Below are 19280 nucleotides of genomic sequence, written 5' to 3' on the forward strand. Positions count from 1 at the left end.
AATGGGAACCATCCCGGCGCTCTTGCATTTGCAACTATGAGGGCCGCCGCCAGAACATACGCGACGGCCCCATTCGTGATAGCGTTACTGGAAAGGTTTGAAGCAGTTTTCAGCAATGCAAAGAGAGGGAGCGGGTTTGACGGACCAACCGTCACAGGACACGCTCTCATTATGACAATGGAGGTTTCGACCCTTTTTATGTGTGGAATTTGCGGAGAAGTCAGGTTCGATGGCGGCACGCCATCGGTTTCGGCAGTCTCGAAAATGGCAGATGTTTTGAGCCCCAGAGGGCCGGACGCATCTGGTATCGTCATCCGGGGCAATATCGGCTTCGGTCACAGAAGACTGAGAATTCTCGATCTTTCCGAAAAATCTCAACAACCCATGATCGATGCGGACCTTGGTCTGACATTGGTATTCAATGGATGTATCTACAATTTCCGCGAGTTACGCACAGAGCTTGAAGCGAAGGGTTACCACTTCTTCTCCGATGGAGACACCGAGGTGATCCTGAAAGCCTGGCACGCCTGGGGAGAAAATTGCGTCTCGCGGTTTCTAGGAATGTTTGCTTTCGCAATCCACGAACGCGATACAGGGCGGATTATTCTTGCCCGTGATCGTTTCGGAATAAAGCCGCTCTATCTCGCCGAGGTCAATGGCGCATTGCGCTTTGCATCTTCTTTGCCTGCACTGGTGAAGGCGGGTGGTGTTGATACATCAATTGACAGTGCTGCCCTCCATAATTACATGAGCTTTCACGCTGTCGTTCCGCCGCCGCGTACGATCTATGAAGGCGTACGCAAGCTTCCGCCCGCAACGATGCGTATTTATGAGGCCAATGGCAGTTTCAAGGATCGCATCTATTGGCAGGCGCCTTATCGCCGACTTCCGGGTGACAGCGCGCTCAGCCGCGAGGAGTGGCAGGAACAGCTGTTGGACATGCTCCGCCTCGCAGTCAAAAGACGGATGATTTCAGATGTTCCGGTCGGCGTTCTTCTTTCCGGCGGTGTGGATTCCAGCCTTATCGTGGGTTTACTGGCGGAAGCAGGCCAGACTGGCTTGATGAGTTTTTCTGTCGGTTTCGAAGAAGCCAATGGTGAGAAAGGCGACGAATTCGTCTATTCGGATCTGATAGCCAAGCACTTCGAAACGGATCATCATAAGATCTTCGTTCCGTCGGCGGATCTTATGGACGCTTTGCCCGGAACCATTGCCGCCATGTCGGAACCGATGGTCTCTTATGACAATGTCGGCTTTTACCTTCTGTCTAAAGAGGTGTCGAAACATATCAAGGTGGTCCAGTCCGGTCAGGGTGCTGACGAGGTGTTTGGTGGCTACCACTGGTATCCGCCGCTTGTGGATTCCAACGATGTCGTTAGCGACTATGCCAAGGGCTTTCGCGACCGCACGAATGCCGTGCTTGCAACGCAACTGTCTCCGGAATGGATGACCGAGCGAGATTACAGTCAGGAACTTCTCGAAGAGAAGTTGCTAGAAGACGGTGCCGATACGCCCGTTGATCGTGCACTCAGGCTTGATACCAATGTCATGCTCGTGGATGACCCGGTCAAGCGCGTCGATAATATGACGATGGCATGGGGGCTGGAAGCGCGCGTTCCTTTCCTTGACCACGAACTGGTTGAACTGGCAGCGCGTATTCCGCCGGAAGAGAAGCTGCGCGACGGCGGTAAAGGCATCCTCAAGGACGTAGCTCGAAAAGTCATTCCAAGCGAAGTCATCGACCGCAAGAAGGGTTATTTCCCGGTACCGCAGCTAAAATATATCGCTGGCCCTTATCTCGACATGCTACGCGATGCGCTTTCATCTCAGAAAGCACGTGAGCGTGGGCTTTTCCAGCGTGACTATCTTGAGACTCTGTTTGCCAAACCATCAGACCACATCACACCGCTGCGTGGCTCGGAACTGTGGCAGGCCGGACTGCTGGAAATGTGGCTCCAGACACAGGAGGCATAAATGCGAAATCATGGTGAGGAACATATGACCCGGCAGAAAGCCAGGGGCGGCAAGGCTCTTTCGCATCGTCTGACACGCTTGCGCACGCCTGAAAGTGCTGGATTTTACCAGGAACATTCGCCTGGCGGCAACAAGGTGGAAGCCAATAGTAGACAACACAATGTCACCCTCGATTGCGGTTGGGGGCGACTGTTGTTTGCCCAGACATTCGACAGCAATCAGTCCATTGTCGACGCAATGCGAGCGGAAGCACCGGCGAGCAGAGATATTCTATTCTATGTCAGCGATCCGCACGTACTGCTGTCGCTTGCACCCCACGAAATATTCCTTGATCCGTCGCATACATATCGTCTGGAACTCTCAACTTACCGGGCCGGTGGACGCCGCACACGCGGCATCACCATTCGCCGCGCTATTTCAGAAATTGATGCGGACGGCATCAATGGAATTTATGCCGCATGCGGCATGGTTCAGCTTCGGGCAGACTTCTTTTCTGCAGAGCGCGTCAATCGTGCAGTCACCTATTTTGTCGCTCAGGACGATGTCACTGGTGAGATTGTTGGAACGGTGACCGGTATTGACCATCAGCGCCTGTTCGATGATCCAGATCGGGGAGCGTCGCTGTGGTGCCTTGCGGTTCACCCTCAGGCACGCCAACCCGGCATCGGCGAAAAGCTGGTGCGCATGCTAGCCGAACATTTTCAGGCTCGCGGCCTGCGTCATGTTGATTTGTCAGTGCTGCACAATAATGAAAACGCAATTCGTCTCTATGAGAAACTCGGTTTCAATCGCGTTCCGCTCTTTGCGGTTAAATGCAAAAATGCAATTAATGAAAAGTTTTTCGCATCCCGTCTCGAAGCTGTTGAAGCACTTAATCCCTATGCACGGATCATCGTGGACGAGGCAACGCGCCGGGGCGTGCAGGTCGATGTAACCGATGCAGAGGGTGGGTTCTTTCGCCTCTCTTATGGGGGGCGTTCGGTTCATTGTCGCGAAAGCTTGTCCGAGATGACATCCGGCGTTGCGATGTCGATCTGCGACGACAAAGCCGTAACCAGACGCGTGGTCGAAAAAGCGGGACTGGTTGTTCCCGCGCAGATTTCCGCAGACGAAAGTGCTGAAGTGCTTGAAGCATTCTTACACCAGCATGGGAAACTTGTCGTCAAACCGGCGCGAGGAGAGCAGGGGCGCGGAATTTCTGTTGGAATATCCGACATGAAACACCTTCAAACAGCGATCAAACAAGCCCGCACTGTTTGTGATCGTGTGTTGCTGGAGGCATGTTTTGAGGGTGAGGATCTGCGTCTGGTCATCATCAACTATGAACTTGTTGCCGCGGCAGTGCGGCGCCCTCCGCGTGTGGTGGGTGATGGAAAAACAACGGTGCGAAAGCTCATCGAAATCCAATCGCGAAGGCGCTCCGCTGCGACTGGTGGGGAAAGTCGCATCCCCATTGATGCGGAAGCGAAACGATGCCTTCAGGAACAAAAATTGTCCCTCGATAGCATACTAAAAGATGGCCATGAGATAACCGTGCGTAAAACGGCCAATTTGCATACGGGTGGAACTATCCACGACGTGACGTCGATCGTTGACCCCAAACTTGTTGACACCGCCTGTCGCGCCGCGCGCGCAATCAATATCCCAGTGGTCGGTATAGATTTCATGATCAAGCAGCCGGACCAGCCAGAGTATATCTTTGTTGAGGCCAATGAACGACCCGGCCTTGCCAATCATGAGCCAAGGCCGACAGCGGCTAAATTCGTTGAGTGTCTGTTTCCCCAGCTCTACAGAGAAGGCTGATAATGCTTCCGGCGTTACGTTAAGCCTCGATATGAGTAACGCGGTCTAAGCGTCGATTATGTAATGACAATGCCCGCATCAAAAGCATCGCCATACCCAATCCGTTTCATCGGCTCGATCAACGAAGCTGGGGCCGCAAATGCAAAACAGGTGCCCGGCTTTTAGCGGGGCACCTGTTTGGCGTCTTTTGGTTCAGCGTTTTGAATGCTGTTGGTTATGCCTTGCCAAGACGCTTGCGCAGTTCGGTGTTCTCGGAGCGAAGCTTCGCAGCCAGTTCCTTGCGCAGCTTGATGTTTTCGGCTTCCAGTGCCACAAGCGCCTTCAGATCGTCGCTCGTCGAAGATGCCTTTGCGGCAGCTGCCGGTGCTGCGGTCTTTCCAGCAGCGTTCTTCCAGTTGTAATAGGTCTGTTCGCTGACTTCAGCCTGCTGCAGTGCAGCCTTCAATGTGATCTTGCCGCCCTTGGTGGCTTTCTCGACAGATGCAAGAATGGAAGCACGTTCTGCAGGCGTATATCGCTTTACCTGACGACCAGCCGGAGCAACAACAGCTGCTGTGCTAGCCTTGACGGCCTTGGGAGCAGCCTTTGCAGCTTTAGGAGCCTTCGCCGCTTTTGCAGCTGGCTTTGCGGCAGCAGCTTTGGGCTCAGCCTTCTTGCGCGGTGCGCGGGTTTTCGGCTTGGCGCTTGCTGGCTCAGCTGCAGCGGTCTGGTTTGCTTCTACAATGGTTTCATCAGCCATGGTCAGGTTCTCCTGGATTGATACTCGGGTAAGCTTTCCGGTCGCCGAATATATGGGACAATGCTTAATGCAACTATAAGTGCCATTACTTTGACACTTTGTGAAGAGATGCCCTCAAATGAGCATGGTGAGCTGATCTATTATATGTCTCGATTGTTTGTTGAAAACCGAGGATGAAATCTATAGGTAGAGCGTAGTACCTGCCGGGGAACCTCCATAGAAATTGATTAAGAAAGCTATTTTCGGATGAAGAATCCAATCCGCAATGTTGTCGTTGAATATAAGAACCGACGTGCACGTAAGGGCGGCAACTCGCTTTGGGGCAATCTCGATCTGAAGTCGATTGCACGGGACGTGGAAGAGGACAGCAAGGCACCAGCACCTGTCGAACCAACGCAGCCCGCGATTTCCGAAACCAGCAGTCAGCCTGCAGCAAAAATCCTTGAGCCAACGCCTCAGGTGGAGGCAGTTGTCGAGCCGAAGATTGTTGTTGCAGACACACCGGAAACCATCGCGGCTGAAACAGAAGTCGCTCCGCAGGAAACCCAAAAGCCCGCCGCTGCCAAAGCGACGACTTCTTCTGCCCGCACCAGGAAAAAGCTCAACGCTCCCCGTCGCTTGCAGACGCTTGCTGACAAGCCGGTGAAGGTCAAGCCGGTACCTAAGGCCACAGTTGACATTCTGGATGAACTGGCTGCGCTAGAAGCAGAGAATGTCGCGCTAAAGCGGCAGCTAGCCGAGAAGCTCAGCATAGAAAATAAACGCATGCGGAAAATGCTGAACAGCTAAAGCTTGGCTGTTCAGCATACGATTTTACTATAGATTATAGTTGTCATTAACGGCGGGAAAATACTTGCCATTTGACAATTGATTTGAAATTATAAACTTATTTACATAAGAATTCTGGCGACCTGGGGGGCATTTCGACTTCTTCAGTATCGAAGAGGGGCGGGGCATGGACGCAAAGTCAGTCTATATTACAGTCATGCTGATCATTCTTGCGAACGGTGGTGTTCTGAGCGCCATTCTTTCCGATTTTCCAGCCGCGTTGCGCCCGGCTGCCCGCATCTGGCAATGGGCAACGCTTCTCGTTGCGCTCGGCTGTGGAATTTTCGCGGCCGAGGTTTATTTACCCAAAAATTTCACGGTTATTGTAGCAAATATAGTGCTCGTTATAGCGCTCAGCATGTACCATCTGGCCATAAGACGCTTTCACGGATTACAGCTCTACTCAAATGTGCTGTTGGTGCCGCTTTTCGGTATGCTCGCATTTCTTTATTATATAGTCGTTGCTCCAGACATCAAAGCACGTGTGGTCATCGTATCGGTTCTCTGGGCCAGCATCATGCTGGCCTCCACGTCGATACTGATCAGCAAAGAACATTCAGCGGAGTATCAGTCCCGTAGCCGTTTTGCGATGGCGGTCATCTATATGATGGCAGCATTCACCACTATTCTTCGCGCCATTTTGTATGTCTCTCTTGATACCCAGGCAAACTTTACGATAGCGGATAACACCCATTGGATGAACAGCGTCACGCCAGTCTTCTTATCGGTGCTGCCTGTCATTGGGACAACGACATTCCTGCTCATGTGCTCCGATCAGGTAAAGCGCCGTTGGCAGAATGCTGCATCTCGTGACTATCTGACGGATCTGCCCAACCGGCGCTCACTGATCGCTTATGGCACGTCGATTATCGAATCCGGCGACGAAACTTCCAAGCATCGAGCTGTTGCAGTTCTGGATATTGATTGGTTCAAATCGATCAATGATACCTATGGTCATTTTGCTGGCGATCTTGTTCTTCAAACTCTTGCGCAGAGGTTGAAAGCAGTCCTGGAAGCGGACGACTTTATCGCTCGGACGGGCGGCGAGGAATTCGTCATCATCTTTGGTGAGAAAGGCAGTCTCAATGCTGAATTGGCAGCGGAGCATATTCGAAACGCCGTAGCTGAGAGTATGTTTGCGATAGAGAATACGTCGATATCAGTGACTGTTTCGATCGGTCTTGTAATCCGGAGCGCACCAGCTAAGTTCGACGACGTCATGATCCGTGCGGATAAGGCGCTTTACACAGCCAAGAACAGTGGACGCAATCGCACAGAAGTTGTTGCAATGGGCGATAACTGATTACGTTGACTGAACGATCTTCCTTTGGCTAAGCAATTTTTGGAAGTTCCATAAGATAGATTACGCGATCCAATAGTGTAGTCGGGTGGGTTCTAGCTTGAAGTGCGACTTGCAAGCGATAACAATGAGTTATCCCAAGCAAGGAACCTGTCATGCAAAGGACCTACTCGCATATTGACTTGGATGAGCGGCGCAAGATCGCGCGCTGGCGTATGGCAAATATTTCTGTCGAAACTATCGCCGAGAAACTTGGCCGTCACCGTTCAACCATTTTCCGTGAGCTCAAGCGCAATCAGTTTAACGATGATGAGATCAAGGATCTGACCAGCTATTACTGCACGGTTGCGGATCAGAAAGCGCGTGAGCGGCGATCGCGGCAACGCAAGCTCATTCGTTTTGCTCATTTGCGTCAATCGGTTGTCGACCGCATAAGCCATGGGTGGTCTCCACAACAGATTGCCGGCAGAATGCGGTTGGAACGTCACCCCATTTCTGTCAGCCATGAAACGATCTATCAGTTTGTCTATTCTGCCGAGGGTCGGAAAGATGGGCTTTGGAAGCATCTGCCCGAGCGCCGTACCAAACGACGGCCACGACATGCAAGACGACGTCATGGACGCCGTTTTTCGCCGGAACTGAGCATCCTGCACCGTCCAGACGTAGTGGCCAAACGCAAACAGTTTGGGCATTGGGAATGTGATTTGATCTAGTTTCGCAAGAAGTTCGGCAAGGCCAATGTAACGTCTCTGGTCGAACGGGTCAGCCGCTTTACCGTCCTGTTGCGCAACAATGATCGTCAGTCCCGTGCTGTCATGAATGGACTGATTACCGTGCTGCAACCCCTTCCCCATATTGCACGTCGGTCGATCACCTTTGATCGGGGCACCGAGTTCACGGAATGGGCTTATCTGCAAGCCGGTATCGGATCGCAAACATGGTTTTGCGACCCACAATCACCCTGGCAAAAAGGCACTGTCGAAAACACCAACAGACGCACCAGACGCTGGCTTCCAAGAGACATCGATCCGCTGGCAATAACTGACCGGGATCTGACATTCATTTGCAGTCGCCTCAACAATACGCCGCGCAAATGTCTGGGTTACAAAACACCGGCAGAGATCTTCCGTCAGAAACTTGTCGCAAACAGACATCGATATGAATAAACTCTAACTCTAAAAGTCGCGGTTCAGCATGAACTCACATCGCGAGGTTAAAGTGTCCTGTTTCTACAAAATTGGAATTTCACTCTTCTCGAAAGTCAGCTTGCTGGGAAACCCTAGGTTGCAGATTTGAATGGCAGGGAGTTCATGGCAGCTAAATGCGCCTGCCCGATGAACCATTAAACAAATGTATCCGGTTCTGATCACCGGTCACATGCACGATCTGGCCGACATCCAACTCGCTGTCTCTCGAAAACTCGACCGTTAACATCTTCGGTTGGCCAATTTCTATATAGCCGAAGATTTGACTACCAAGACGTTCCACAACAGCCAGTTCGCCGGTAAACCATGCCTCTTCTGAAGTGCATGGTTTTAGATCTTCCGGGCGAATACCCACAGTGACACGATCGGGGTAGGAAGCCGTTACCCGGGTTATGGGAAGCATGATGTTATTTGCGCCATACTCGAATACAATACCTTCGTCGCCTTGCTGCCTGATCGTGCCTTGGATAGCGTTCATCGTTGGACTGCCGATAAACTGCGCAACAAAGAGACTTGCAGGATTGCGGTAGATATCGAGAGGCTTTCCGATCTGTTCGACATTTCCGCGGTTCATAACCACAATCCGGTCGGCCAGCGTCATAGCCTCAACCTGATCATGCGTCACATAAACTGTCGTAGCCTTGATGGTCCTATGCAGCTTCGCAATTTCCAGCCGCATTTCCACACGCAATGCTGCATCGAGATTTGACAAAGGCTCATCGAATAGAAACGCATTCGGTTGCCTGACAATTGCGCGCCCCATCGCCACACGTTGGCGCTGACCACCCGAAAGCTGTGCTGGACGCCGTGCAAGAAACTCACCAATTTTTAGGGTCTCCGCCACCGCGTTGATACGAGACGACAGATCATTGTCGTTGGCGCCCCGCATCTTGAGCCCAAAGGCCATATTCTCTTCAACGCTCATATGAGGATAAAGCGCATAATCCTGAAATACCATCGCGATATTGCGTTCCGACGGCGAAAGGTCGTTGACCACGGTGTCGCCGAATTTCAGCTCACCTCCCGATATTTCCTCAAGGCCGGCGATCATTCTGAGCAAGGTTGATTTGCCGCAACCGGAGGGACCGACCAAGACAACGAATTCACCGCTCTCAATCTGAATATCCAGATCCTGGATCACCTTATGGGTGCCGTAGGATTTCTGGATACGTTCCAATGCGATGGCAATCATGCTCTCTCCTCCCAGAGTTTCTGCTTGACGTCATTTATTAATATTATTATCAATAATGATAATTCGGGCAAAGCGCAAGAAGGCGCGGTTATCAGCGTGGCTTATTTTTCATCAAAACTCGTTCAGAGCAGACCACCTAAGGCAGCAATCGTGTTTGAAGCCCTCAAGCAGGATATCATGCTTGGAACATTGCCGGCTGGAGCCAATCTTACAGAGTTGGAGATCGCGGCGCATTTTCAGTGTAGCCAGGGCCCCGTGCGAGAAGCGCTGCTTCAGTTGCAGGAAGAAGGTCTTGTTCTGCGGCAAGGGCATAGAGGTACACAGGTTTCACTTTGCACGCCTGACGAAGCCGTAGAGATGTTCCGGCTGCGCAATTCCATAGAATGCAACGGTATTTTGCGCGTCATGGCCCGGCAATCGAAGCAACTGACCAACGATCTTCGGATCATGCTGGACACGATGTTGCAAGCTGCCGATGAGGAAGACGAATATAGCCTTGCGGCAATTGACCGTGACTTTCACCGACGCATATTCGAGGAAGCGGACCTTCCGGCACTCAATCCCATTCTCCACCGCTGCCTGGTGCACAATCACCGCTTCAAGATTTCGCAGAGCCGAGGTGAGCGCGACCTGCGTGGAACGGCATTGCGTCATTGCTCCATCATCGATGCCATCGAAGCGGGCGACGCTGTCGCGGCTCAATCAGCTATGGGGCACCATATAGCGACGATTGTCGATTTTGGTCCGGCAGTTTTCCCAGATGAGGCTCGCCCATGACAGCCCCTACTCTCAATCGTGAACTCCAACCGGAGATGCAGGAACTGCTGGAAATGCTGGCGGTTGAATTGTCGGCCACTCCAGATCCGATGACGCTGCCTCCGGCTGAAGGCCGTGCGCAAACAGAAAAGAACAATACGCGCTGGAACGTCAATCTTCCCAGAATGCATGCTGTGCGGTCGATCAGTGTCGCTGCCGACCCGTCTGTTGGCTCGAAGGAGACGCCGCTTCTGGTCCTCGAACCGGAAAACCAGCAGCCCGGGACCATCCTGTTTATTCATGGCGGTGGCTTTGCGTTCTGTAGCCCGAGCACCCACGAACGCTTTGCGCGTGTTCTTGCCGAAAAGACGCGAATAACCGTGGTTTTGCCCGATTACAGACTGGCTCCTGAGAACCCCTTCCCTGCCGGTCTTCACGATGTCATCGGTACATTGCGTGCATTGCTCGGCGGCCAGATCGATGGATTAAGCGGGCCTATTTATATTGCCGGAGATTCGGCAGGGGCGAACCTTTCACTTGCGGCGATGCTAAGCGAGGTGGAAAACAACAGGTCGCTTCCTCAAGGTGCTCTGCTTTTCTATGGTAATTATGCCATGGATTTCGAAACGCCATCCTATCAAGTTTTCAAGAACGGCCCGGGCCTGACAACAGATAGAATGAAGCGTTACTGGGGTTGGTACGCGGCTTCAAACGACATCGCATCCAATCCACTGGCCTGCCCCTTGCAGGCCGATGATGCAGCGCTTGAACGTCTTCCGCCGCTCTATCTTACAGCCGCCGGGATTGACCCCCTTTACTCCGATACGGTCCTGCTGCACGAGCGGCTTCTCAAGATCGGTCGTAAAGACGAATTCTCAATCACCCAAGGGGTCGTGCACGGCTTCTTGCAATACACGAATGAACTCGCGGCAGCCGGAGAAGCGTTGGAGGACGCAGCTCAGGCATTGAACCGCATGGCCTGATCGGGAGAGGCCACAACATTAAATGGGAGGAATAACATGTTGAAATCTCTTATGCTCAGTGCGGCATTTGCCGCTGCACTGACTGTATCGGCGCAAGCCGCTGAAACCGTCCGTTTCTGGTATCATTTCGACAATCCGGAAAATCCGATGTCGCAATTGATCGCCAAGTTCGAAGCAGCCAATCCCGACATCAAGATCGAAGCCGAGAACATTCCTTGGAATAGCTATTACGACAATCTTTATACTTCGATCGTCGGCGGCAGTGCACCGGACGCTGCTATGGTCAAGCTGTTTGCACAGCCTCGGCTGACCGAGATGGGCGCGCTGGAGCCACTGAGTGAACGCATCGATAGCTGGGCGGGGAAAAGCGATCTGCTCGACAACCTTCTTGAGCTGAACAAAGCCGCGGACGGCACTCAGTATTACTTGCCTATTCAGTACGTTGTCCTCTATCTCTACTATCGCGCCGACCTCTTCAAGGAAGCAGGGCTGGAGCCGCCCAAAACCTGTGAAGATTTCCGCGATGCGGCGATCAAACTGACAGATGCTCCCAACCGTTATGGGTTTGGTCTGCGTGGCGGCAAGGGTGGCTGGGACCAATGGGGTGCCTTCGTGTTCTCGCAGGGCGCTGAACTAAAGCCCGGAGGACTGACCACACCTTCGGCGATCTCCGCCAATCAGTGGATGATTGATCTGTTCCAGAAGGACAAGGTCATTCCTCCATCGGCACCAAATGACGGTTTCCAGGAAATCATCGCTGCTTTCAAGAGCGGCAAAACTGCTATGACTATTCATCACATCGGCTCTTCCAAGGACCTTGTCGCTGCCCTTGGAGACAAGGTGTCAGCTGTACCAGTGCCTGAATGCGCAAACAATCGCTGGACATCTTATGGCGATGAATCCCTCGCGATCTTCTCATCCTCGACGGTGAAGGACGCCGCATGGAAGTGGATTTCCTTCCTTGCAGAAGGTGAGAACAACGTCTCCTTCAACAGTGCGACCGGCCAGATGACGGTGACAAAAAGCGGCTCCAGAGACTGGAAACTTCATGAGCGCCGGTTCGTCGATGCCACTGTGGCTTCGCTGCCCTTCGCACATGTTCTGCCGCAGAATGAAGGCACATCGGAATTCGTCAATACTGCGTGGCAGACCGCAATGCAGCGGGCACTAACCGGCCAAATCACTTCCGAGCAAATGATGCAGGAACTGGACAAGCTGTTCCAGAACTAACTGCCCTGCGTGGCGATGCTCTCAATTGAGTGTCGCCACGTAATCTCTTCAAAAGTCTTTTCGCCAGCTTCCGCGATTATGAGTATGGATAGATAGCCTATGTCCGCCATTCCCTCCTTTGCCAGCGTACCGAAAGTCGCTCGTCGCCGACAGAAGACGCTGCTGCCTTACTGGCTCTTGAGCCCTGCTGTGATCGTCACCTTAGTGATTGTTTTCCTGCCCATGCTTCAGGCGGTCTGGACGAGTTTCTATGATCTCGTGCTGTTCAAGCCCAAAGCAACGGCCTTTGTGGGGATCGGCAATTACATCAAGCTGCTTCAAGATCCGGTGTTCTGGGCGGCATTCTGGAACACTTGCATCTGGATCGGCTTGACGGTTCCACTTCAGATGGGACTGGGCTTATTGACCGCTCTGCTGCTCAACAGGGAATTTCCCTGGCGCGGTCTGGCGCGCGCCCTGGTCATCATCCCATGGGCTCTTCCCAGTGTGGTCATCGCATTGATGTGGCGCTGGATATACGACCCAAATACCGGCGTTCTCAATGAGATTTTGCTCAATCTTTCGGTCGTGAGCCATGCTGTTCCCTGGCTCGCTGATCCAAACATCGCGCTATATGCCATCATCGCAACACTGACATGGCAGGGCTTTCCGTTCTTCGCAATCATGATCCTTGCTGGCTTACAGGGTATTCCCAAAAGCCAGTACGAGGCGGCGGCTATCGACGGTGCGTCCCCGTGGCGGCAGTTTGTGAATGTCACGCTCCCGGGCATCGCTCCGGTGCTGGCAACAGCAGGTTTGCTGCGCGTCATATGGGTCGCTAATTCGATGGACGTTATATTCGTCATGACAGGAGGCGGTCCTGGCTATTCAACCTATACGTTGCCTCTCTACGCATTCGTAAAAGCGCGACAAAATCTCGATTTTGGCTATGGCACATCCATCGCGGTCACCTTCACATTGTTGCTCGGCGTGATCGTGGTTCTTTACCTTGGACGTACGATGCGTGAGGTGGAAAAATGAGACGTCAAAGCACCCTCAGGCGCATTCTGACGACCGACTTGCCCGTCGCGTGTATCGTGCTCTTCGCTCTTGCACCATTTGTCTGGATGGTACTGACGTCTCTGACCCCGACTGAACAGCTTTCGTCTGGTGGCGTAGCCTTGTCCCCACCAGGCTGGAGCCTCGATAACTACGAACGCCTGTTCAACAAGGCGCAGTTCTACAAGAACATGTTCGACAGTCTTGTTATCGCTGTCGGCACAGTAGTCCTTGGTCTTGCTGTTTCCGTAACCGCAGCCTATGCGCTTTCCCGCTTCCGCTTTATCGGGCGCAAGCTGTTCATGATGCAGTTTCTCCTGATCAACATGTTTCCGATTGTGTTGTTGATCCTTCCGCTGTTCGTTCTGATGCGCAAATATGGCATCCTAGACACTTATTTCGGGCTCATTCTGGCAAATGCGACCGTTGCTATCCCCTTTTCGGTCTGGATGCTGACAAGCTATGTTGCAGCCATTCCGAAAAGCCTCGATGAAGCAGCCATGATCGACGGCTGTTCGAGGCTGGCGGCTCTTCGGCGCGTTGTCCTGCCGCTCATGATGCCAGGCATCATTTCCACCGGCATATATATCTTCATCACGGCCTGGAATGAGTACCTCTACGCGCTGACGCTTGGTGGTCGCAATGTGCGTCCCGTTACCGTCGCCATTCAGACACTGATCGGCGAATACCAGATTGAGTGGGGTTTGCTGGCCGCAGGCGCGGTTGTCGGCGCTATGCCTGCAACAGCGCTTTTTCTGCTCGTTCAAAAGCGGCTTATCGGCGGTCTCACGCAAGGGGCAGTCAAAGGCTGATGCTTTCAATCGTTACCTGTTCTTTATTCAATTGAGGAAAGACCATGAACCCCATCGGGTTGATTTCAATGCAATATGCACGCCCCTTCACGGCCGAGCACTTCCCCCTGTTCCATAAGATGCGAGAGCATGGTTTCGATTTCGTCGAATTACTGGTCCCAGAGCCTGGCGAGCTTGATCTGAAAGAAACGCGCAAGGCTCTGGATGATGCAGGGCTTGGTGTCGTTCTTGCAGCTCGTGTGAATCTTGAGCGCAATATTTCGTCCTCCGATGCCAAAGCCTATCAGGGAGGTATCGACTACCTCAAATACACCGTCGATTGTGCGCACGCGCTCGGTGCACAGGTTGTGGGAGGACCTCTGACCGGCAATCCGCTTGTCTTTGCTGGACGACCGCCACAGCCTGTCTCGGAAGACGAACGTCTGCGGCGCAAGGACAGCTGTGTCGAGGCTCTGAAGAATGCAGGTCAACATGCTCAAGGTAGCAATGTCCTGCTGGCGGTTGAGCCGCTCAACCGGTTCGAAAGCGACGTTCTGTGCACCACCCAACAAGCCATCGAGCTGCTGGATGCTGTCGATCAGCCCGCGGTGAAACTCATGCTCGATACTTTCCATATGCATATGGAGGAAAGCTCGATCCCCGAAGCGATCCGGTTGGCTGGCGAATTGGTTGTTCACTTTCAGGCCAATGAAAATCACCGTGGCTTCCCTGGCACGGGCGCCACAGACTGGGTTGCCGTTTGTCGTGCGCTTCACGATATCGGCTATACTGGCCCTATTTCATTGGAACCTTTCCGCCGGCAGGACGACCGCTTCGGCGTTCCGTTCGCACAATGGCGTGCTCCGCATGAGGACGAAAGCGACCGTCTTGCGGCCAGTACCGCATTCATGAAAAGCCATCTTCTTCTTACGGAATATCGTCGATGACCCTTAAAATTGGTTGGATTGGTTGCGGTGTGCACGCAACTCAGATGCTGCTGCCACAGCTTGTACGCTATGATGTCGAGATCGCTGCCCTTTGCGATATAGACACGGCGCGCCTCGCCAGTGCAGGACGACAGTTTGGCGTCCGCACGCTTACCAGTGACGTAGAGACTTTGCTGAATACGCCAGGTCTGGATGCCATCGGCATGGCCGTTGGTCCCGATCAGCATCTGGCGTTTGGAAAGGCGGCGCTGGAACGTGGGCTGCCCGTCTTCATGGAAAAGCCCCCATCTGGTTCTGCAGCAGGGGCGCGCAAACTTCTCAAGGCATCCGAAAAAGCCAAGAAGCCGCTCTTGCTTGGCTTCATGAAGCGCTATTCGATCGGCAACAAGATTGCCGCAAACATCATTCGATCTGGCCAATTCGGTGACGTTCTGGGAATGACTGGTTATTACATGACGGCCCCCGGCTACTTTGCGGGAAATGTCGACTATACCGGCTTCTTTCTGCATCACTGCGTCCACTATATGGATCTCGTTTCCCATCTTGTTTCTCCGGTCCGCAAACTCACAGCCAAGAAAGTTGAGAAGGAACCGGGAAAGCTTCTCATTCACGCGTCGTTTGATTTCGAATGTGGAGCCATTGGTACGATCGCGATGGGAACCATTCAGTCACGCGGTACACCAGTCGAGCGTATCGAGCTGATGGGCGATCATCAGCGTATCGAAGTGGATAACGTCATCGACGTGCGCTGGAGTCGCAACCCGGTCTTCAAGATTGACGATCCAAAAGCCACCCTTTCAGGCGATTGTGATACGCTCACATGGAAACCGAACTTCACAGCAGCCGCCAATGAGGACCCGAAGGGTTATCATTCCCTGCTCGCAGATGTGGTCCCAGCACTTCAAGGTAAAGATACCGCCGCACCGAATATTGCAGACGGTGTTATTGCCATGGAACGACTGGAAACAATGCGGTCGAGCATCGGTTTGTAAGGCGCGATCATAGTGGACGTCAACGGAAGCGGCTGGTTCTTAGTCGGCCGCTTTCAAAATCTAGGATGGTGCGCGAAGCGTACGCAAAGCGTTCAGAATAACTGCAATATCGATTGCTTCCTGGAACAGCGCGCCTGCGAGTGGAGGAATTAACCCAAAGGCAGCGGCTATCATTCCGACACAAGAAAGGCCAAGGCCGAACAGGATGCTCTGCAATGCTATGCTGCGCGTCCTGCGGGCGATTGTCACTGCCTCGGCGACAGGATGTAATTTTTCCCCCAGGATCACAATATCTGCGGCTTGGCTTGATGCGGTTGCTCCGCGAACACCCATGGCCACACCCACCGTTGCAGCTGCGAGCGCGGGGGCATCGTTCAGGCCATCCCCGATCATCATAACCGGAAGGGTGTTCTTTTCGGCGTTGATTGCATCAAGTTTTTCTGCAGGACTTGCCTTTGCAATAACCGTATCAATGCCCAATGCCTTTGCTATCGGGCTGGCGGAACTATAATCGTCACCCGTGATCATGATAAGGCGGGACAGACCGAGCGATCTGAGTTTAACGAGTGTTGCATTGGCATCTGGCCGGATGGCGTCGCCGAAGGTAAAGACCGCTACAAGTTCACCATTGAGTGAAACATAGACGCGCAAGACCGGTTGCTTTTCAAATCGACCCACAGCCGCCTCTGCCCACAGAGGCAATGCATCAGGCGAAACAAGCTCTCTCGTTCCGGCGCATAGTCGTTGTCCCTCTACTATTCCCTCCATGCCCGAGCCTCTGTGCTCAATGACATTTTCAGGTGTCGATAGCACTGAGCCCTTTGCACGGGCGATTGCAGTAATATGATCAGCCAGAACGTGCTGTGATGCCTGTTCCAGAGAAGCAAGAAGCCGGAGAATATCATCCGGATTCCGATCGGGCGCCGTGGCAGTGTCAACCAGATGCGCCCCGCCTTCCGTCAAGGTGCCAGTCTTGTCAAAAAATGCGACCTTGATGCTGTCCAGCGCTTCGAGTGTCGGACTGCCCTTGATCATGATGCCAGCCCGCGCCGCGCGCGCGAGGCCACCGATAAACGCGACAGGAGCGGCAAGGATAAGAGGGCAAGGCGTTGCAATAACGAGAACTGCCAGCGCCCTCACCGGATCGCCCGAAAAATACCAAGCCAGTCCAGACAGAATTAATGTGAAAGGCAGCATCCAGATGGCAAAGCGATCTGCGAGACGGATAAATGGCGCCTTCGCCGTTTGAGCAGCCGTCACCATATGCACGATCCCGGCATAAGTGCTTGCTTCCGCGGAAGCCGTCGCTTGCATCAAAAATGCTTCACCAGCATTGATGGTGCCGCTATGCAGCTGGTCGCCGGAAGAAAATCGTCTAGGAAGCGGTTCGCCGGTTACCGCTGCCTCATCAATAAGGGCGCTGTCGTCGCGTAGAATGCCGTCGACCGGCAACAGTTCGCCACTTTGCACAAGAAGCTCATCTCCGACTGCCACCTGATCGACGTGGATCGTTTCAAACTCTTCACCACCCTTGCGATGCGCCACGCGTGGAGATCGGTCGACCAAAGCGGTCAGGCTGCGTTCGGCCCGGCCACGCGCAAAATCTTCCAGCGCGGTGCCCCCCGCATACATGATCGCCACAACAATGGCGGCCAGCGTTTCGCCAAGGAAAAGCGCCGCTATCATGGATATGAGTGCGATGAGGTCAACGCCCATACGCCCGGCGCGCAAATCCCTGATTATGGAAAAGCCGAGGGTTGCAATAACGGGAAGCGTGCTGATCGTCCAAACCTGACTGGGTTCAACGATCCTGACGTCCATGAAGTACGCGATTATTCCAACAACGAAACCAGATAACACGAATGCCAGGACAGTTTTTCTGATCAGCTGCTCGCTCATCGACATCTCCGTGCCGCGTTACTCTTTGGAAAAGTATACTATTTAAGCATAGCTAATTCTTATACTGTATTGATTGAAAACAAAATAGATGGCTTGTTCATTCGGATATTGGCCTGAACATCACCGTGCCTTTGATATTGCATCACGGATTGATCCATTGTGACACTATAATAGCACCAGAGAGGTCATAGCTAAATCTCGCCCTGCTATTACCTTCTCGACGAAGCTGAAACCAGTCCAGCGTATCGACGCGGAAAGCCAACACCCCGAAGTGGAGTATACCGTCTGCATCGTTTGCAGGTTTCGTTACGAATGACTTTTCGTCTACCGCAAAGGCAAGCTCGTCTCCGGGTGGCCCTCCTGTATAGGTCGCACGTGTCCATGAAGGTAGTAGCTCCCAAGCCGTTTCGGCCACCGCGCTACCCTGCGCGTGAAGCACGACCATTCCCTGCAGACGAAGCTGCAAGCGCGTCTGCGAACAATAACCGAGCACTGTCGCATGAGGATGCGCGTCAAGCTCACGCCATTTGGCACTGCGCGTATCCGTATGGAACTCAAGAACGCGTCCGACCACATCAGTTCGCCGCAGCACAACCATTCGCGCCTGCGGGATGTTGTCGGCATCGACCGAACAGAGGTTTACATAACGAAAGCCGGATTCTGGAGAAGCGGCCGCTGCTTCAAGCTGGGCCCAGGCAGCAAGCTCTACCTCGTCGGCATTATCCATTCTGCGTCTCTCCATACGATAAGAAGCGGCGCTGGCCTGACTGCCGGCACCACTTCTTGATTGGTCAAGCTAAGGCTCGATTAAACAGACCGGGTCACGCCACCGTCAACGCGCAGGTTCTGCCCTGTAATGTAGCCAGCTCCGTCGGACACCAGGAATGCGATGGTCGCGGCGATTTCTTCTGCCGTGCCATAGCGGTTCATCGGCACGCTATCGCGCCGCTCATCGGTAGACGGAAGGCTGTCGATCCAACCGGGCAGCACATTGTTCATACGGATGTTCTTGGCGGCATAGTCATCTGCGAAGATCTTGGTGAAGCTCGCCAAACCCGCCCGGAATGTTGCCGAAGTCGGGAACATTGCCGAAGGCTCGGAGGCCCATGCCGTCGAAATATTGACGATAGCCCCGCCGCCCTGCGCTTCCATGATCGGCGTTACCAGACGGATCGGGCGCACGGCACTCAGGAAATAAACTTCCATACCCTTGTGCCAGTCTTCGTCGGTCAGCTCGAGGATCGGCGCACGCGGACCGTGACCGGCAGAATTGACCAGAGCATCCACCCTGCCCCACTTGTCCATCGCAAGATCGACAAGTCGCTTCACATCGTCATTGACCAGATTTGAGCCGGTGACGCCCACGCCGCCCAGTTCCTGCGCTAGCGCTTCGCCCTTGCCGGATGAAGACAAGATCGCCACGCGATATCCGTCCTGCGCCAGCTTGCGTGCAGCCGCAGCGCCCATGCCGGAACCGCCAGCGGTGATGATTGCTACTTTTTCTCCAGACATCAAAGGCTCCATTGTTTCGATATTGAGCATAGTATGCCAAATTTCGAGCAGACTTTCGCGCCAGAAAGAAACGCAGTATACTGTAGAAAAT

The 19280-nt window shown here is 53.4% G+C and carries 16 protein-coding genes and 1 pseudogene; 12 read left to right on the forward strand and 5 right to left on the reverse strand.

The genetic code is table 11. The annotated features are described in order from the left end of the window. The first annotated feature begins 198 nt into the window (after positions 1-198). Together QBD01_RS16305 and ngg are read left to right on the forward strand one after the other, a co-directional pair. Positions 199-1974 carry an N-acetylglutaminylglutamine amidotransferase gene (locus tag QBD01_RS16305; RefSeq protein ID WP_280993848.1) on the forward strand — a complete coding sequence of 592 codons (1776 nt, stop codon included), beginning with the start codon at positions 199-201 and terminating at the stop codon, positions 1972-1974. Then, on the forward strand, positions 1975-3777 hold the full coding sequence (gene ngg, locus QBD01_RS16310; protein ID WP_280993690.1) for an N-acetylglutaminylglutamine synthetase: 1803 nt from the start codon (positions 1975-1977) through the stop codon (positions 3775-3777). It begins immediately after the preceding gene. A gap of 214 nt (positions 3778-3991) precedes the next feature. On the opposite strand, the gene QBD01_RS16315 is transcribed toward ngg, so the two are convergent. Further along, positions 3992-4516, reverse strand: a complete 525-nt coding sequence (locus tag QBD01_RS16315; RefSeq protein ID WP_280993661.1) for a transposase — start codon at positions 4514-4516, stop codon at positions 3992-3994. A 246-nt stretch (positions 4517-4762) separates the two neighbouring features. Between QBD01_RS16315 and QBD01_RS16320 the strand changes: the two genes are divergently transcribed. The 3 genes and pseudogenes from QBD01_RS16320 (at position 4763) to QBD01_RS16330 (ending at position 7810) form a co-directional block, all read left to right on the forward strand. Beyond that, a complete protein-coding gene (locus tag QBD01_RS16320; RefSeq protein ID WP_280993691.1) occupies positions 4763-5305 on the forward strand; it encodes a hypothetical protein in 543 nt (180 codons plus the stop codon). Between the two features lie 166 nt (positions 5306-5471). Continuing rightward, positions 5472-6647 carry a GGDEF domain-containing protein gene (locus QBD01_RS16325; RefSeq protein WP_280993692.1) on the forward strand — a complete coding sequence of 392 codons (1176 nt, stop codon included), beginning with the start codon at positions 5472-5474 and terminating at the stop codon, positions 6645-6647. Positions 6648-6799: 152 nt separating this feature from the next. Then, positions 6800-7810 (forward strand): annotated as a pseudogene (locus QBD01_RS16330) (IS30 family transposase). Positions 7811-7961: 151 nt separating this feature from the next. Here QBD01_RS16330 and QBD01_RS16335 read toward each other — a convergent pair. Continuing rightward, on the reverse strand, positions 7962-9041 hold the full coding sequence (locus tag QBD01_RS16335; RefSeq protein WP_280993693.1) for a sn-glycerol-3-phosphate ABC transporter ATP-binding protein UgpC: 1080 nt from the start codon (positions 9039-9041) through the stop codon (positions 7962-7964). Between QBD01_RS16335 and QBD01_RS16340 the strand changes: the two genes are divergently transcribed. The 7 genes from QBD01_RS16340 to QBD01_RS16370 all read left to right on the forward strand — a co-directional run bounded on the left by QBD01_RS16340 (position 8994) and on the right by QBD01_RS16370 (position 15778). Continuing rightward, positions 8994-9818 (forward strand): GntR family transcriptional regulator, encoded by an 825-nt coding sequence (locus QBD01_RS16340; protein ID WP_280993694.1) that lies wholly within the window; start codon positions 8994-8996, stop codon positions 9816-9818. The genes QBD01_RS16335 and QBD01_RS16340 overlap by 48 nt on opposite strands. Next, on the forward strand, positions 9815-10780 hold the full coding sequence (locus QBD01_RS16345; RefSeq protein ID WP_280993695.1) for an alpha/beta hydrolase: 966 nt from the start codon (positions 9815-9817) through the stop codon (positions 10778-10780). The genes QBD01_RS16340 and QBD01_RS16345 overlap by 4 nt, the downstream gene beginning before the upstream one ends. 36 nt (positions 10781-10816) lie before the next feature. Next, positions 10817-12010, forward strand: a complete 1194-nt coding sequence (locus QBD01_RS16350; protein WP_280993696.1) for a sugar ABC transporter substrate-binding protein — start codon at positions 10817-10819, stop codon at positions 12008-12010. Positions 12011-12109: 99 nt separating this feature from the next. Continuing rightward, a complete protein-coding gene (locus QBD01_RS16355) occupies positions 12110-13030 on the forward strand; it encodes a sugar ABC transporter permease (RefSeq protein ID WP_280993697.1) in 921 nt (306 codons plus the stop codon). After that, a complete protein-coding gene (locus tag QBD01_RS16360; RefSeq protein WP_280993698.1) occupies positions 13027-13860 on the forward strand; it encodes a carbohydrate ABC transporter permease in 834 nt (277 codons plus the stop codon). Before QBD01_RS16355 ends, QBD01_RS16360 begins: the two co-directional genes overlap by 4 nt. A gap of 44 nt (positions 13861-13904) precedes the next feature. Continuing rightward, entirely contained in the window at positions 13905-14786 is an 882-nt protein-coding gene (locus QBD01_RS16365) for a sugar phosphate isomerase/epimerase family protein (protein WP_182521435.1), read from the forward strand. Next, positions 14783-15778 carry a Gfo/Idh/MocA family oxidoreductase gene (locus QBD01_RS16370; RefSeq protein WP_280993699.1) on the forward strand — a complete coding sequence of 332 codons (996 nt, stop codon included), beginning with the start codon at positions 14783-14785 and terminating at the stop codon, positions 15776-15778. The genes QBD01_RS16365 and QBD01_RS16370 overlap by 4 nt, the downstream gene beginning before the upstream one ends. 60 nt (positions 15779-15838) lie before the next feature. On the opposite strand, the gene QBD01_RS16375 is transcribed toward QBD01_RS16370, so the two are convergent. The 3 genes from QBD01_RS16375 to QBD01_RS16385 all read right to left on the reverse strand — a co-directional run bounded on the left by QBD01_RS16375 (position 15839) and on the right by QBD01_RS16385 (position 19189). Then, positions 15839-17677: a heavy metal translocating P-type ATPase gene (locus QBD01_RS16375; protein WP_280993700.1), complete on the reverse strand. Its 1839-nt coding sequence runs from the start codon at positions 17675-17677 to the stop codon at positions 15839-15841. Between the two features lie 142 nt (positions 17678-17819). Then, positions 17820-18404: a pyridoxamine 5'-phosphate oxidase family protein gene (locus QBD01_RS16380; RefSeq protein ID WP_280993701.1), complete on the reverse strand. Its 585-nt coding sequence runs from the start codon at positions 18402-18404 to the stop codon at positions 17820-17822. 80 nt (positions 18405-18484) lie between these two features. Next, positions 18485-19189, reverse strand: coding sequence for an SDR family oxidoreductase (locus tag QBD01_RS16385; RefSeq protein WP_280993702.1), 705 nt, complete (start codon positions 19187-19189; stop codon positions 18485-18487). Positions 19190-19280: the final 91 nt, after the last annotated feature.

This window comes from Ochrobactrum sp. 19YEA23 (genome assembly GCF_029909865.1).
GTDB classification, from domain to species: domain Bacteria; phylum Pseudomonadota; class Alphaproteobacteria; order Rhizobiales; family Rhizobiaceae; genus Brucella; species Brucella gambitense.

What these genes read in the sequence shown, in the direction of transcription:
- QBD01_RS16355 (WP_280993697.1), top strand. Translation starts at nt 12,110, where the DNA reads ATGTCCGCCATTCCCTCCTTTGCCAGCGTACCGAAAGTCGCTCGTCGC.
- QBD01_RS16385 (WP_280993702.1), bottom strand. Translation starts at nt 19,189, where the DNA reads ATGTCTGGAGAAAAAGTAGCAATCATCACCGCTGGCGGTTCCGGCATG.
- QBD01_RS16325 (WP_280993692.1), top strand. Translation starts at nt 5,472, where the DNA reads ATGGACGCAAAGTCAGTCTATATTACAGTCATGCTGATCATTCTTGCG.
- QBD01_RS16380 (WP_280993701.1), bottom strand. Translation starts at nt 18,404, where the DNA reads ATGGATAATGCCGACGAGGTAGAGCTTGCTGCCTGGGCCCAGCTTGAA.
- QBD01_RS16350 (WP_280993696.1), top strand. Translation starts at nt 10,817, where the DNA reads ATGTTGAAATCTCTTATGCTCAGTGCGGCATTTGCCGCTGCACTGACT.
- QBD01_RS16345 (WP_280993695.1), top strand. Translation starts at nt 9,815, where the DNA reads ATGACAGCCCCTACTCTCAATCGTGAACTCCAACCGGAGATGCAGGAA.
- QBD01_RS16335 (WP_280993693.1), bottom strand. Translation starts at nt 9,041, where the DNA reads ATGATTGCCATCGCATTGGAACGTATCCAGAAATCCTACGGCACCCAT.
- QBD01_RS16320 (WP_280993691.1), top strand. Translation starts at nt 4,763, where the DNA reads ATGAAGAATCCAATCCGCAATGTTGTCGTTGAATATAAGAACCGACGT.
- ngg (WP_280993690.1), top strand. Translation starts at nt 1,975, where the DNA reads ATGCGAAATCATGGTGAGGAACATATGACCCGGCAGAAAGCCAGGGGC.
- QBD01_RS16305 (WP_280993848.1), top strand. Translation starts at nt 199, where the DNA reads ATGTGTGGAATTTGCGGAGAAGTCAGGTTCGATGGCGGCACGCCATCG.
- QBD01_RS16365 (WP_182521435.1), top strand. Translation starts at nt 13,905, where the DNA reads ATGAACCCCATCGGGTTGATTTCAATGCAATATGCACGCCCCTTCACG.
- QBD01_RS16360 (WP_280993698.1), top strand. Translation starts at nt 13,027, where the DNA reads ATGAGACGTCAAAGCACCCTCAGGCGCATTCTGACGACCGACTTGCCC.
- QBD01_RS16315 (WP_280993661.1), bottom strand. Translation starts at nt 4,516, where the DNA reads ATGGCTGATGAAACCATTGTAGAAGCAAACCAGACCGCTGCAGCTGAG.
- QBD01_RS16375 (WP_280993700.1), bottom strand. Translation starts at nt 17,677, where the DNA reads ATGAGCGAGCAGCTGATCAGAAAAACTGTCCTGGCATTCGTGTTATCT.
- QBD01_RS16340 (WP_280993694.1), top strand. Translation starts at nt 8,994, where the DNA reads ATGGGTGCCGTAGGATTTCTGGATACGTTCCAATGCGATGGCAATCAT.
- QBD01_RS16370 (WP_280993699.1), top strand. Translation starts at nt 14,783, where the DNA reads ATGACCCTTAAAATTGGTTGGATTGGTTGCGGTGTGCACGCAACTCAG.